Genomic DNA, 14057 nt, shown 5'->3' with positions numbered 1-14057 from the left:
CCCGCCCACCCCCACCACGAACCCACACCGAGGAGAGCCGACACATGGAACCGGGCACACCGGTCGCGGGGCCCCCGACCGCATGGAGCGTCCTGCCCCTCGCCTTCCTGCGGCAGGCGGGCTTCCCGCTGGACCTGCTCGACCCGCTGCTGGCACCGGAGGCGGCCCGTCAGGCGGAGCGCGCCGAGGCGGCCGACGCCGCGGAACGCGCGGCCGCGGGGAGACTGCGCGCCCTGCTCCACCGCGAGGCCCTGGGCGACGCCCACGCGGACATCACCAGGCGGCTCGGCCAGGGCCAGGAGCTCAGGCCGCGGCAGCTCAGACTGCTGGAGGAGCTGGGCCCGGACACGGCGCGGGCCGTCGAGGAGTGGCGGACCGCCGCCCGGCTGAGCCGGGAGGTCGGGCAGGAGTTCGCCCGCACCCACCGCACGGCGCTGGACCGGGGCCGTGCGGCCGTCCTCGCCGCCTTCGACGACGAGGCCCTGCGGCAGATGCTGCTGCTGTCCAACGACGCCCAGTACGACTTCTTCACCGGCTGGCTGGACTCCCGCGAGGGGCCGGCCACCGCCGCCGAGCGCGGTCGGATCGACACCCTCGCCCGCTACCTGCAACGCGCCTGCACGAAGAACGAGACCCACTCCCACTTCGGCCCCTTCACCCCGGCCAGGCTCACCCCGGACGGCGGACCGGACTGGTCCACGGGCACGGGCCTGGTCCGTACGGCCTTCATGACGCACTGGGCGGCCCAGGCCCTGGCGAGCACCGCCTCGTCCGACGACCGGCTGGCCGACCGGGTACGGCCCAGGCGCCGTCCGCTCACCTTCCTCCTCGACGGCCGCGTCGAACGCTTCCGGTTCGCCACCGACACGGTGTCGGACTTCGACAACTGGCAGTTCAGGAAGGCGGCGGAGCGCGCCCTGACGCCCGTCGAGGAGTGGATCCTGCGGCACAGCGACGGCGGGACGGAGCTGCACGCCCTCCGCGGACTGTGGTGCGGGCAGCACCCGGAGGAGGGCGAGGCCGGCGCCGCCGCGTTCGACGCGGTGGTCTCGGACCTCAGGGCCGACGGCTGGCTGATCGCGGAGTTCGAGGTGCCCAGCGGCACCGTCGACGCGCTCGGCGACCTGCGGGCGGCGCTGCCGGCGCACCCGGACGCCGACGGCTTCCGCCGCCTCACCGACGAACTCCAGGGCCTGCTGGCCAAGTTCGCTCAGGCCGAGCCGCGGACGAGGCCCGGGCTGCTGGACCGGATCAAGCGCCGGTTCGAGGAGATCACCGGACAGTCCGCGAACCGCGGGCAGGGCGACATCTACGCCGACCGCAGCGTCCTCTTCGAGGAGTGCCGCAGCACCCTGCGCGACCTGACCGTCGGCGGCGCGGTCACCGACTTCCTCACCGACGAGCTGACCCTCGCCTACGACCTGGTCCTGGTGCTGCCCCGGCTGCGCATCCAACTGGAGACCGAGCTCCTGCACCGGTGGAGCCTGCGCCGGTACGGCCCGGGCCACGAGGTCCCGCTCCGCACCCTGTACGAGGACTTCTTCGCCGACGTGGCCGGCCTCACCGCCGAGGTCGACGCCATCGAGCGGCAACTGGCGGACAAGGCCGCCGAGATCACCGCCGTCCTGCTGCCCGACGACGCCGGAGCACACCGGGTCGACGTCGCCGAGGACGCGCTGCGCAAGCTCCTCGGCGGCTGCCGCACCTGGCCCGGAGCCGTGCTCAACCCCGACGTGATGTTCGTGGCGAAGAGCGCCGACCAGCTCGCCGAAGGCGACTTCCTGGCCGTCATCGGCGACTGCCACGCCGTCCGCGACCTCCAGACCCACACGAGCATCGCCCCGCTGCTGGCCGGGGAGTTCCCGCAGCTGCCGGAGCTGGTCGCCCGGCACTACGCCGGCATCGTCGCCGAGGACGAGGTGGTCGTCGACATCGTCCGCGAGCACGGGGCCAAGACCTCCGCCCGGGTCGACCTGGGCCTGCCCGACTTCGAGGTGGCCGGCCGGTCGCCCCGGCCGCGCGAGGAGGTGATCACGCCGGAGTCGGTGTTCGTCCGGGTCACCGAGCAGCGGCTGGAACTGCGCGACACCGCGCTCCCGGGACGGCTGCGCCTGATGGCGGCACCGGCCGGCACCCCGAGCATCCTGGGCGACCCGCTCAGCGTGTTCGCCTTCCCCCGGCACTTCGGCGGCGGCGTGCTCCCCGTACGGCCCCGCGAGCACACCCCCCGGATCACCTGCGGTCGGGTGGTGCTCCAACGGGAGGAGTGGCGGATACCCGTCGGACGGCTGACCGGCGGCCGGCCCGGCGGCGACGACGCCGCCGACTTCGCCGCCGCCCGCCGGCTCCGCGCCGAACTGGGCCTGCCCGCCCAGGTCTTCGCCAAGGTGGCCGCCGAGCCCAAGCCCGTCTACGTGGACTGGGACGCGCCGCTCCTGGTGCGCCAGCTGTTCCGGATGGCACGCACCGACGGCGGCAGGGTCACCCTGTCGGAGATGCTGCCCGGCCCGGACGCGCTGTGGTTCTCCCCCGACGGGCGGCACTACACCTGCGAACTCCGGTGCACGGTGTTCTCGCCGGGGGACGATGCATGAACACCGGCCTGCACGCGGAGGCCCGGCCCCGCGCCGAGCGCGGCCTCGGCGCCGGCTTCCGCAGGACCTGGGCCGCCTCCGCCGTCTCGGCCGTCGGCACGGGCATGCACTTCGCCGCGTTCCCGGTCCTGGCCGCGGAGGTGACCTCGGACCCGGGACAGCTCTCGCTGGTGACGGTCCTGGGCAGCCTGCCCTGGCTGCTCGTCGCACTGCCCGCCGGCGTGCTCGTCGACCGGATGCACCCCGGACGGATCATGGTCGCCGCCGACTTCGGCCGCGCCGTGGCCGTCGTCGCGCTGCTCGCCATGCTCTGGGCGGGCGGGCCGAACCTGCCCGCGCTGCTCGTCGTGTCGGCGCTGCTGGGCGTCGGCGAGGTCTTCTTCGAGTGCGCCGCGCAGTCCTTCCTGCCGGCGGTCGTGGCCAAGGAGGACCTGGAGCAGGCCAACGGCCGGCTGTTCACCGGGGTGACGGCGGGCCGCGACTTCGTCGGACAGCTCGTGGGCGGCACGCTCTTCGCGGTGTCCCGGACGCTCCCGTTCGTGGTGAACCTGGTGTCCTTCGTGGCCTCCGGCCTCCTGATCGCCGGCGTGCGCACCACCGAGGCCCCGCCGAAGCGGGCCGCCAAGGGCGCCATGCTGCCGCAGATCGCGGCGGGCCTGCGGCTGATCCTCCGCAACCGCGTGCTGCGGTCCTTCGCGCTGGCGTCGGCGGTGGTGAACGCCGTCTTCCTCGGCGAGCTGGCCGTCCTCGTCCTGTTCGCCACCCGGGAACTCGGGCTGGCCGAGCGGTACTACGGGCTGCTGCTGACCGCGATGGCGGTGGGAGGCGTCGGCGGCGGCCTGCTCGCCCCGCGACTGGTCCGGCGGCTGGACCGCCGGGCGGCCCTGACCGGCGCGCTCGTCGCCATCGGCGCCTCCTCGCTGGTCCTCGGGCTCGCCGCCGAACTGTTCTCCGCGCTGGCCGCGTTCGTCCTGATGGGGTTCGCGATGACGCTGTGGAACGTCGTCGTCGTGTCCCTGCGCCAGATGATCGTGCCGGCGGAGTTCCTGGGGCGCACCAACAGCGTCTACCGGCTGCTGGGCTGGGGCGCGATGCCGCTCGGCGGTCTGCTGGCCGGGGCCGCCGCGGACGCCTGGGGGCTGAGGACGCCCTTCGCCCTGGGCGGCGTCGCCACCGTGCTGTGCGCGCTGGCCGTCGCCCGCGTGCTGCGCCGGGAGACCCTGCCGACCGACGCGCGGGAAACCGACGGGCGGGCAACCGCCGCGCCGGAAACCGACATTCGGGAATCGTAAGAAGAGGAATCTGATGGGGGAGACCGACATGGTGCCAAGGACTGCCGTCGCGCCCCTACCGGTGGGCGACGGGATCCACGCCGACGCCGCCCGGTGGACTTTCGGCGGGGACGTCTTCCAGACGTTCGACCAGCATGTGAGCAAGAGCGTCCCGCTCTACCGGGAAGGCCATGAACTCGTAGCCCAGCTGTCGGACTTCTTCGTCCGCCCGGACGGCCTCGTCCTCGACGTGGGCTGCTCGACCGGTACCCTGATCCGCACGCTGGCGGAGCGCCACCAGGGCAGCGGGGCGAGGTTCCTGGGCGTCGACGTGGAACCGGGCATGACGGCGGCGGCCGCGGAGCAGTGCGCGGCGTACCCGGAGATCTCGATCCTGGAGGCGGACGCCGCGGCCATGGAGTTCGACCGGCTCGACTTCGCGACCCTGTACTACACCCTCCAGTTCATGCCGCGGGAACGGCGCAGGACCCTCCTGGCCTCGCTGTACGCCGCGCTCCCGGAGGGCGGTGCCATCGTGGTGTTCGAGAAGGTGCGGTCCGCCACTCCCATGCTGCAGGACCTCATGCAGCAGACGTACCAGGAGTTCAAGGTGAACCAGGGCTACACCCCGGACGAGGTGCTCGGGAAGTCCAGGAGCCTCAAGGGCGTCCTGGACTGCCTCACCAGCGAGGAGAACGTCGCCATGCTCCGCGGGGCCGGCTTCGGCCAGGTGATGACGATGCAGAAGTACATCTGCTTCGAAGGCTTCCTGGCCGTCAAATAACACACAGAGGAAGGTGTCTGGTGAGGTTTCCCGCCACTGAACAACTGATCGACTGTACGGCCCTGAACGGTCCGGCCCCGTGGGACCAGGCCGTGGCGGAGGTGGTCACCGAGGCCGCGACCGCGCTGCGGCGGCACGGATTCGTCGTCTTCCGGATCGGCGCGCTGCGCTGGGACGAGGACCGCAGCCGTGACGTGGCGCACCAGCTCACGGCGGCGCTGCGCACCCGGCTGGTCCGGGACGGGGCGCCCGGGGAGATGTACCTGGAGGTGGACGCGGCGCAGCCCACCCCCGTCCCGGACGCGCGCCAGGTGCGCACGCTGCTGCCGCACCACGACGGCCAGCACTCCTCCTACCTGACGCCGAGCCTGCTCGACGACCCCGAGTGGGACCCCACGCTGCGGACCTTCTCGGACACCGGGTACACCACCACCCACCCGCACAAGCTGTACCAGGGCATCTTCATCGCCCACCCCGGGGAGGGCCTCAGCGTCACCACCTACTACGACTGGCTGCGCATCCTCGACGACGTCAAGGAACTGCGCGGCGACACCGGTGACCTGAGCACGCCGCGCTGGCTCGCCCGGAACATCCGCGACTCCTTCGCCGCGACCCGGCGCAACGGGTCCGCCTACCCCACCGTCGCGGGATTCCTCGGCCTGACCGAGGAGGCGCTGCTGGCCACGCCGCTGCTGCACTGCGAGCGCCCCCTCGCGGAGGCCGTCAAGGAGCGCTTCCCGCTGCTGCGTTCGCTCAGCACGCGCTGCCCCTGCGGGGAGTGCCAGGGCGAGGTCCGGCGGGTGTTCTGCCACGTCACGACCCTGGGCGCCGGGCTCAACTGGCGGGAGTTCCAGGAGCGTTACGAGATCCTGGCACCCAGTGAGCGCTTCGACCTGCTGCTCGGGGACAACCTGACGATGCACCACGGCGGTCTGGCCGGCGGCCCGGGACGGGTGATCGAGCCGCTCTGCCTGGTGCTGGACGAGCCCCGGGGCCCCGCCTACGAGAGCTGGCTCCACGGCATGTGGCGCCGTCCGACCGGCGACGCCACCGCCGCGGCCGGCTCCGCCCGGGTCGCGGAGGTCGCCCGATGACGGGGAGTACGGAGGGTACGGTCGGCCCGACCGGGGACCAGGACGTCACGGACGGGCTCGCCGAACTCGCGGGCTCGCTCGGCTACACCCCGCCCGTGGTGCTCAGCAGCGGCGTGGAGTTCCTCGTCTACCGGGCGAGCCCGCTGAGCGGCGCGGCGCACGAGGACGTGGTGCTGCGCGTGCCGCGCGCCCGTACGTTCCACACCGCGAACAACGTCGGCGTCGGCGCGGACGGCCTGCTGGAGCAGGAACTCCGGATCACCCAGTGGCTGGCCCCGGACGGCTTCCCGGTCGCCCGCGCCCTGGGCATCGAGTACACCCGGACGGGCACGCCGGTGCTGCTCTCGGCCTTCGTGGACTCCGACGCCCAGGCACCGGACTGGTCCGAGGTCGGGGCGCTGTTCGCGGCGCTGCACGCCAAGCCGGCCCCGGACCTCGCGCCCGTCGTCCAGTACGGCCGGCCCGTCCCCGACCTGCTGGCGCAGCGGCTGCCCGACCGGTTCGGCAGGCTGCTGGACCTCCGCCCGGGCCTGGGCGAGCTGCCCGAGCGCGCGGCGATCGCGGCCCGGCTCGCCGAGACGTCGGCCGAGCCCGCGCTGCTCCACCTGGACCTGCGCCGGCAGAACCTGCTGTGCGGCCAGGGGCGGGTGGCCGCGCTGATCGACTGGTCCAACGTGCTGATCGGCGACCCCGCGATGGAACTGGCGCGGATGTCCGAGTACGCGCTCATCCCGGAGAACGGCCTGGACGAGCGGGCGATCCGCCAGGGCTACGAGGCCGCGGGCGGGAAGTCCTCCGTCACCCCCGCGGCCGACCTCCTCTACCGGCTGGACGCGGCGGTGATGCTGGCCCTGGTCTTCATCTCGGTGGCGCCGGACCCGCGGCTCGGGCCGGCGCAGACGGCACGGGTGGTCGAACTGCTGCGGGAGCTCGCCGACGTGTGGTGACGGGTCCGGGGTGAGTCCCTCACCCCCTGGCCACCGGACGACGGAAGGGACCGAGGCCCTCTGCGGGGCTCCGGTCCCTTCCGTCGTCCCACTCTGGTGTTTCGGCGCCGCGCCGGTAACATGACTTCCCCTCATGTTTCCGTCAGGAGGCTGTCATGCCGGACCGCTTCGACCTGCCGGCGGGGTTCCGCTGGGGTGCCGCCACCGCTGCCTACCAGATCGAGGGGGCGGTGAACGAGGACGGCCGCGGGCCCTCCGTCTGGGACACCTTCGCCGCCCGCCCCGGCGCCGTCCGCGACGGCCACACCGGCGCGGTGGCCTGCGACCACTACCACCGGTACCCCGAGGACATCGCCCTGATGAAGGGCCTCGGACTGGACGGCTACCGCTTCTCCGTCGCCTGGTCCCGCGTCCAGCCCACCGGCGCGGGCGCCGTGAACGCCGCCGGCCTCGCCTTCTACGACCGCCTCGTCGACGCCCTCCTCGAAGCGGGCATCACCCCGCTGCCCACCCTCTTCCACTGGGACCTCCCGCAGGGCCTCGAAGGCCACGGCGGCTGGCTGAACCGCGACACCGCGTACCGCTTCGCCGAGTACGCGGGGATCGTCGCCGACCGCCTCGGCGACCGCGTCCCCGCCTGGATCACCCTCAACGAGCCCTTCGTCCACACCGTCTTCGGCTACGCCCTGGGCACCCACGCCCCCGGCCGCACCCTGATGTTCGAGGCCCTCCCCGCCGCCCACCACCAGCTCCTCGCCCACGGCCTGGCCGCCACCGTCCTCCACGACCGCGGCCTGGAGGCGATGCTCTCCAACAACCTCACCCCCGTCGAGCCGGCCACCCCCTCACCCGCCGACCTCGCCGCCGCCGAGGCCTACGACGCCCTCCACAACCGTCTGTTCACCGACCCCGTCCTCCTCGGCCGCTACCCCGACCTCTCCGCCCTCGGCGTCCCCGACGACATCTTCGGCGCCGTCCACCCCGGCGACCTCGACCTCATCCACACCCCCGGCCTCGACGGCCTCGGCCTCAACTTCTACAACCCCACCCGCGTCGCCGCCCCCACCGAACCCGGCCTCCCCTTCGACCTCGTCGACATCCCCGACGTCCCCCACACCGCCTTCGGCTGGCCCGTCGTCCCCGACGCCCTCCGCCAACTCCTCCTCAACCTCCGCGAGTCCTACGGCAAGGCCCTCCCACCCCTCACCATCACCGAGAACGGCTGCTCCGTCGAGGAGTCCACCACCCCCGACCAGCCCCGCATCGACTTCATGTCCGCCCACCTCGACGCCCTCGCCCAAGCCACCGCCGAAGGCATCGACATCCGCGGCTACTACACCTGGTCCCTCCTCGACAACTTCGAATGGGCCGAGGGCTACCACCAGCGCTTCGGCCTCGTCCACGTCGACTTCGCGACGCAGCAGCGCACCCCGAAGGCTTCCTACGCCTGGTACCGCGACCTGATCGCCGCTCACCGGGCGAAGCCGGCGGATCGGTAGCAGCGGCCGCGCCTGGTGGGCTCTACGCACCTGGGCGCTCGTGTCGCAGTGGCAAGTCGTCGAAGACCTGTCGGCTGAAGTGAGCTGCCCGCAGGGCGGTGTGGCGGCCCGCACCGGGATCCGAAGAGAGCGGCGGTGGGCGGTGCGCCCTGCATGGTCCCCTGGACCGGATCTCGCCGCGCCCTGCCCATTGACTCCGATCTTCGCCCCTCTTGCCGTAGCGGTCACTACATGAGTCTGTAGTGACCGCTACATGAACGGGTGCGTCCGTGGCGACGCAGACCCGCTGGTCCGGCATGCCTGCTTGGTGCCGATGACGACCCGCCAACGGTTCATGCTGCGTCCCGTTGCCCACAGGAGGTGCGCGTAATGATCGACACCGAAACCGAGAATGCCCCAAGTCCGGGGCGCCGAAGGCTCCTCAAGGCCGCCCTGCCGCTCGCCGTCGCCACCGCGGCGCTCGATCCGACGCCGGCCCGCGCGGCATCGCCCGACCCGGCGCCGCGGTCGCCCGTGACGCGCGGCCGGGGCCGCATCGACGTGCACTGCCACCTGCTCCCGGACTTCTACCGGCAGTCCCTCGCCGCGCACGGCATCGTCGAGATCGGCGGAGTGCCGGTCCCGGTGTGGAGCCCGGCCCTCGCGGTCGACTTCATGAACCGCTACGGCATCGAGGCGCAGGTGGTCTCCGTCTCCGAGCCGGGGGTCACCTATCTGGATGCCGCCGCCGACCGGTTGGCCATGGCGCGGCGCCTGAACACCTACATGAGCCGTGAGCTCGTCTGCGGATCCACCTACCGCCAGGGGCGCTTCGGCGGCTTCGCGGTCCTGCCGTTGGGCCGCAGGGTGACCGCGATGGACGTGGGCGACGCGGTGGTGGAAGCCCGGAGAGCGGTGCGTGAACTCGGGTTGGACGGCGTGGGCCTGTTCAGCAGTTACGGCGGGACCTACCTGGGCGATCCCGTCTTCGAGCCGTTGCTGCGCGAACTCGACGACCTGCGGGCCATGGTGTTCGTCCACCCGGTGACCCCCTCGGCCTATCCCGACCTGGGGCTGCCGCCCTTCCTCTACGAGTTCACGTTCGACACCACGCGAGCGCTGGTCAACATGCTCTACAAGGGGGTGTACGAGCGGCACGCGCGCATCCGCTGGCTGGCCGCCCACGCCGGCGGCACGCTGCCCTACATCTCCTACCGTGCGAGCCTGTTGACGCTGACCCCCGAGCTCGCCCAGCGGTTCGGCGCCTCCGGGTCGGCGGACAGCAGTGCGCAGTTCCGCGGCCTCTTCTACGACACGGCCCTCTCGCCGGCGCCCCAGGCGATGAAGTCGGTGCGGGAGCTGGCCGGCGCCGAGCACGTCCTGTTCGCCACCGACTGGCCGTTCAGCAGTCCCTTGTTCCTGGGGGCCGGAGATCCCGCGCCCCAACTGGACGAGACGTTCGGTCCCGACGAGCGCCTGGCTGTCGAGCGGGGCAATGCGCTGGCCCAGTTCCCGGCGCTGGCCGCCCGGCTCGGGGCCCGTACGGGCTGACCCCCGAGCCGGGCGCGCTCGGCCGATCCGGCAGGCGGAGCGCGCCGACGAGCGCACTGTGGCACACTTGCTGTAGTGATCGCTCCAATTGGAGTGAACGCTGCAGTAGGATCGCCGTCGACGACAGTCGAACGCACCCGAACACGAGGAGGCACCCGCCATGGCCGGGCCGCAGACGACCCGCAAGAAGCGCGCGAACGGGGTGGAGTCGCGCCAGCGCATCCTGGACGCCGCCGTGGAGATCGCGGGCGAGCGCGGCTACGAGGGCACCTCGATCGCGGCCGTCAGCACCAAGTGCGGGCTGCCCGCCAGCTCGATCTACTGGCACTTCAAGGACAAGGACGACCTGATCGCCGCGGTGATCGAACGCAGCTTCGCGACCTGGCTGGCTGCCGTCGAGCTGCCGGGCGAGGAAGCGGGCACTCCGTTGGAGCGGGTCACCGCCATGGCGGTGAGCGTGGCGAAGTCGCTGATCGACGCTCCCGACTTCCTCCGGTTCGGGCTGATGCTCGCGCTGGAGCGGCGCCCCACGGAGCCCCGGGGCCGGACGGTGTTCCTCCAGGTCCGTGAGATCGCGGGCGCGAAGATCGCCGAGATGGCCCGGGAGCTCGTCCCGGACCTCGACGAGGACTCTGTCCGCCTGCTCACGACCTATGCCGTCGCCGGTGCCGACGGACTGTTCGTCCAGCGCGAGATCAACGGGGACGGCGTCGACCTGGTCGCGATGTTCGAACTGCACGCCCGGCTCGTCTACGAGGCGGCTACACGCATGGCGGCGGAGAAGGAGGAGTGAGCCCGGCCGGTCGCGCGACTCCGCGGCCGGCTCCCCGCGCCGCCCGGCCGCCGACCCGGCCGGAACCGGGCAGGGCCGTGCCGCCGGCCCGGACCCGCCCGGTGCCACCCCGTACGCGTCCGGGGCCGTCGGCCGCTCCGACACCGAAGCGCGCGTCCCCGCCCGAGCGTCGCCTCCCGACCCTGCCGCTGTGAGGCGCCCGCCCGATCGCGGTGCGTCCGTTCCGTGCGGCCCGGTGCACCCGCGGCGCGTCCGCCCCTCGGGCCCTCTCAGCACAGCATCGACCGAGACAGGTTCCCCATGTCCACCATCCCTCAACACCAGACCGACGACCGGGCGGGGGAGAGCCTCGGCGCCGTCGCGGCCGGCCGGGCCGGCCACAACGGCGTACTCGCCGCCATGTGCCTGGCCCTGGTCCTCGTCGTGGCCTCCGTCTCCGCCCTCAACCTCGCACTGCCGGACCTGGCGCTCGACCTGTCGGCCACCAACAGTTCGCTGACCTGGATCGCCGACGCCTACACCGTCGCCCTGGCCGCGCTCGTGCTGCCCCTCGGCGCGATCGGCGACCGGCTCGGGCGCCGCAACGTCCTCGTCGCGGGCACCGTGGTCTTCGGTGCCGCCTCCCTGGCCGCTTCCTTCGCCGACTCCACCACCACGCTCATTGTCTGGCGGGTCGTCATGGGGATCGGCGCCGCGATGATCATGCCGGGCACACTGTCCACCATCACGGCCGCCTTCCCGCCCGAGCAGCGGGCCAAGGGCGTGGCTACCTGGTCGGGATTCGCGGCGGCCGGCGCCATCCTCGGCATGCTCGCCGCGGGGACGCTGCTGGAGTGGTACTCCTGGCGGTCGATCTTCGTCACCGGCGCCGCGGTCGCCCTGGTCGCCGCGCTGGCGGGGATCCTCCTGGCGCCCGACACCAAGGACCCGCACCCCGAGCCGCCCGACGTGCCCGGGGCCGTCTGCACCGCGCTCGGGATCGGCACCCTGGTCTTCGCCATCATCGAGGGCAACGAGCAGGGCTGGACGCAGCCCCCGGCCGTCGCCGCACTCGTCGTCACGGTTCTGGCCTTCACCGCGTACGCCTGGCTCGGCCTGCGCAACGAGCACCCGCTCCTCGACCCCGCCCTGTTCGGCATCCGCGGCTTCCGGGCCGGCGCGATCACCGTCCTCGTACAGTTCATGGCCGTCTTCGGGTTCTTCTTCGTCGGCCTGCAATACCTGCAGCTCATCCTCGGCTACAGCCCGCTCAAGGCCGCCGTCGCCCTCGTCCCCGTCGCCGTGGTCGTCCTGCCCACTTCGCAGCTCACCCCCCGCCTGGTGCGACGGGTGGGGATGAAGGTCACCATGGCCGCCGGCCTGGCCCTGCTGAGCGCCGGCCTGTTCGTCATCTCCCGGATCGACGTCGACTCCGGCTACCTGCCCTTCCTCGGCGGGCTCGTCCTGGCGGGCTTCGGCATCGGCCTGTCCGGGGCCGTGGGCACCTCCGCCATCACCGGCTCGCTCGGCCGCGGCCGGCAGGGCGTCGCCTCCGCGATGAACGACACCACCCGCGAGGTCGGCTCGGCCGTCGGCATCGCCCTCATGGGCTCGATCTACGGCAGCCACTACCGATCCAGCCTCCCCGCTTCCCTCGACCAGCTGCCCGCCGAGGCGGCCTCGGCCGCGCGCGACTCCGCCGCCGCGGGCCTGCACGTCGCCGATCGGCTCGGCGTCGGGGGAGTGGCCCTGGCGGACGGCGTCAAGGCCGCCTTCATGGACGGACTGTCGGCCTCGCTCGTCGCGGTCGGTGCCATCGTCCTGGCCGCAGCCGTCGGCTGCCTGTTCCGCGCGCCGAGAACACCGCCGACGTCGGACTGAACCCGCCCCTCCCGCACCGCCGGTGACGGTCCGTCGAAAGATGTGGCCGTCCGTTCGGCAGCCGGCCCGGTCATCAGTAGGACCGCAGACGCCGCCATGCAGTACATCCCCTACGACGAGTGGGTCGGCCTGACCGGCGGCGGGTACGCGTTGCGCGGGGTGATCGGCCGCGGCGGCGCGGGCGAGGTCCGGTCGGCCGACGACCTGCTCCCGCACCGTACGGTCGCCGTGAAGCCGATGCACCTGCGGCTCGCCCTCGACGACGCCGCCCGGAGCCGCTTCCAGCGCGAGGTCCGCGCCGCCCTTCCCCGCGCACCCCGACGGGCAGCGGACCCAGCCCCTCGGCACCGCGCACGAGCACCGGTCCCGGCCCGGTGCTCCCCCCCGTCGCCGGTCCGTCACTGACGAACCAACACCGCCGCTGTCCGACACCGCGGTCGGACCAGGCCATTACCGCAGAGGAGAGAGAACATGCACGAACCGGTCAACGGCCGGGCGCCGCGCCTCAAGCGCCGCCGCAACGGGTGGATCGCGGTGGCCCTGACGCTGCTCGCCGCCGCCGGCGGCGGCGAGGTACTGGCCACGCAGTACACCCAGGAGCGCATCGCCGACTCGGCTCGTCGGAACCTCGGCCTCGCAGCCGCTCCCGAGGTGCGCGTGCACGGTTTCCCCGTGTCTCTGCAGTTGGCCCGGGGAGTGGTCACCGAGGCGGACATCGACGCCGCACGCGTGCCGGCCGACCTGGACGGCCGCGTCCTGACCGTCGAGGACGTTGCCGTCCACCTGCGAGGAGTGCACCGGGAACGGGACGGCGGGGAGCGGGCCGACGAGGCGGAGGTCACGGCGACCGTCGCGTACGACGAACTCTCGGCCTTCTACGGGGTCGCCATCGGCCGGGGCGAGGGTGACGACCGGGTGGCAGCGACCGCCCGGCTGCCGCTGTTCGGGCAGGTCACCGCCTCCGCCCATGTCGGCGTCGCCGCTCCGGACGCCGTCGGACTCGACGACGTCCGGCTCCCCGAGAACGTTTCCCCGGCCGCACGAACCCTGCTGGCGAGGGCCTTGGAGCGCCGGACCCCGCTCGACGACCTGCCCGAGGGGCTCGCGCTCCGGTCCGTGGCCGTCACCGACCACGGCATCGTCGCCCGCATGTCCGGGCACGGTGTCGAGCTGCGGTCCCGCACCGCCTAGGACCCGGACCCGACGGCCACGACCCGGTCGGCCGGCGGTTCGGCCGCGCCCGTCAGCGGACCCCGCCGCTCCGGGGCCAGGGGTGGCAGGGACGGGTGGCCACCTCGTGGGCGTCCTCGTCCGACAGACCCGGCGTGAGCACCAGCAGCTCGGACATCCGCGTCCCGTCGCCGTCGTCGAGCCGCTTCACCATGGGCAACCGCAACCGCGACCGCAACAGGCCGAGGACGGCCCCTCCGATCGCGCCGAGGGGCACCACGGGGGCCTCGGTCCGGAACCGGCCCGCTGCGCGCCCGGGTTTGAGATCGCGCAGGGCAGGGGCAGGGGCAGGGGCCCGAGCCCGTCGGCCGTGCGGATGTGCTGCATGCCGCGCAGCCTCAGGACACCGGTGACCTCGGGGAGGGAGGCCGCCGGCACCAGGGTCGGCCGGATGCCGGCGGCGAAGCGTTCCGCCGGGTCCTCGACGTCCCGCGGCGCGGCGTCCGTCGGCCCGG

General features: G+C 73.2%; 11 protein-coding genes and 1 pseudogene. 11 read left to right on the top strand and 1 reads right to left on the bottom strand.

Annotation, left to right across the window (positions count from 1 at the left end):
* Positions 1–44 precede the first annotated feature (44 nt).
* From ACFRQN_RS04160 to ACFRQN_RS04110, 11 genes are all read left to right on the top strand, one after another.
* Positions 45–2594, top strand: coding sequence for a lantibiotic dehydratase (locus ACFRQN_RS04160; RefSeq protein ID WP_380738058.1), 2550 nt, complete (start codon positions 45–47; stop codon positions 2592–2594).
* A complete protein-coding gene (locus ACFRQN_RS04155; RefSeq protein WP_380738056.1) occupies positions 2591–3886 on the top strand; it encodes an MFS transporter in 1296 nt (431 codons plus the stop codon). Before ACFRQN_RS04160 ends, ACFRQN_RS04155 begins: the two co-directional genes overlap by 4 nt.
* Before the next feature lie 13 nt (positions 3887–3899).
* Positions 3900–4649, top strand: a complete 750-nt coding sequence (locus ACFRQN_RS04150; protein WP_117492796.1) for a methyltransferase domain-containing protein — start codon at positions 3900–3902, stop codon at positions 4647–4649.
* Positions 4650–4669: 20 nt separating this feature from the next.
* On the top strand, positions 4670–5743 hold the full coding sequence (locus tag ACFRQN_RS04145) for a hypothetical protein (protein WP_380738054.1): 1074 nt from the start codon (positions 4670–4672) through the stop codon (positions 5741–5743).
* A complete protein-coding gene (locus ACFRQN_RS04140) occupies positions 5740–6690 on the top strand; it encodes a phosphotransferase family protein (protein WP_380738052.1) in 951 nt (316 codons plus the stop codon). Before ACFRQN_RS04145 ends, ACFRQN_RS04140 begins: the two co-directional genes overlap by 4 nt.
* 155 nt (positions 6691–6845) lie before the next feature.
* On the top strand, positions 6846–8189 hold the full coding sequence (locus ACFRQN_RS04135) for a GH1 family beta-glucosidase (protein WP_380738050.1): 1344 nt from the start codon (positions 6846–6848) through the stop codon (positions 8187–8189).
* A 369-nt stretch (positions 8190–8558) separates the two neighbouring features.
* Positions 8559–9719: an amidohydrolase family protein gene (locus ACFRQN_RS04130; RefSeq protein ID WP_380738048.1), complete on the top strand. Its 1161-nt coding sequence runs from the start codon at positions 8559–8561 to the stop codon at positions 9717–9719.
* Between the two features lie 160 nt (positions 9720–9879).
* Entirely contained in the window at positions 9880–10512 is a 633-nt protein-coding gene (locus ACFRQN_RS04125) for a TetR/AcrR family transcriptional regulator (RefSeq protein ID WP_049656129.1), read from the top strand.
* 300 nt (positions 10513–10812) lie between these two features.
* Positions 10813–12372: an MFS transporter gene (locus ACFRQN_RS04120; protein ID WP_074004601.1), complete on the top strand. Its 1560-nt coding sequence runs from the start codon at positions 10813–10815 to the stop codon at positions 12370–12372.
* A gap of 96 nt (positions 12373–12468) precedes the next feature.
* Positions 12469–12777, top strand: coding sequence for a hypothetical protein (locus tag ACFRQN_RS04115; RefSeq protein ID WP_380738045.1), 309 nt, complete (start codon positions 12469–12471; stop codon positions 12775–12777).
* Positions 12778–12843: 66 nt separating this feature from the next.
* Entirely contained in the window at positions 12844–13563 is a 720-nt protein-coding gene (locus ACFRQN_RS04110; protein ID WP_375875325.1) for a DUF2993 domain-containing protein, read from the top strand.
* Positions 13564–13615: 52 nt separating this feature from the next.
* On the opposite strand, the pseudogene ACFRQN_RS04105 reads toward ACFRQN_RS04110, so the two are convergent.
* Positions 13616–13912, bottom strand: a pseudogene (locus ACFRQN_RS04105) (hypothetical protein); the annotation flags it as partial.
* Positions 13913–14057: the final 145 nt, after the last annotated feature.

Origin of the sequence: Kitasatospora sp. NPDC056800 (genome assembly GCF_042789775.1) — a bacterium.
Lineage (GTDB): Bacteria > Actinomycetota > Actinomycetes > Streptomycetales > Streptomycetaceae > Kitasatospora.
Note: the sequence above shows the minus strand (reverse complement) of the source record. Positions and strands in the feature narration are given on the sequence as shown.

What these genes read in the sequence shown, in the direction of transcription:
- ACFRQN_RS04160 (WP_380738058.1), top strand. Translation starts at nt 45, where the DNA reads ATGGAACCGGGCACACCGGTCGCGGGGCCCCCGACCGCATGGAGCGTC.
- ACFRQN_RS04155 (WP_380738056.1), top strand. Translation starts at nt 2,591, where the DNA reads ATGAACACCGGCCTGCACGCGGAGGCCCGGCCCCGCGCCGAGCGCGGC.
- ACFRQN_RS04150 (WP_117492796.1), top strand. Translation starts at nt 3,900, where the DNA reads ATGGGGGAGACCGACATGGTGCCAAGGACTGCCGTCGCGCCCCTACCG.
- ACFRQN_RS04140 (WP_380738052.1), top strand. Translation starts at nt 5,740, where the DNA reads ATGACGGGGAGTACGGAGGGTACGGTCGGCCCGACCGGGGACCAGGAC.
- ACFRQN_RS04135 (WP_380738050.1), top strand. Translation starts at nt 6,846, where the DNA reads ATGCCGGACCGCTTCGACCTGCCGGCGGGGTTCCGCTGGGGTGCCGCC.
- ACFRQN_RS04130 (WP_380738048.1), top strand. Translation starts at nt 8,559, where the DNA reads ATGATCGACACCGAAACCGAGAATGCCCCAAGTCCGGGGCGCCGAAGG.
- ACFRQN_RS04125 (WP_049656129.1), top strand. Translation starts at nt 9,880, where the DNA reads ATGGCCGGGCCGCAGACGACCCGCAAGAAGCGCGCGAACGGGGTGGAG.
- ACFRQN_RS04120 (WP_074004601.1), top strand. Translation starts at nt 10,813, where the DNA reads ATGTCCACCATCCCTCAACACCAGACCGACGACCGGGCGGGGGAGAGC.
- ACFRQN_RS04115 (WP_380738045.1), top strand. Translation starts at nt 12,469, where the DNA reads ATGCAGTACATCCCCTACGACGAGTGGGTCGGCCTGACCGGCGGCGGG.
- ACFRQN_RS04110 (WP_375875325.1), top strand. Translation starts at nt 12,844, where the DNA reads ATGCACGAACCGGTCAACGGCCGGGCGCCGCGCCTCAAGCGCCGCCGC.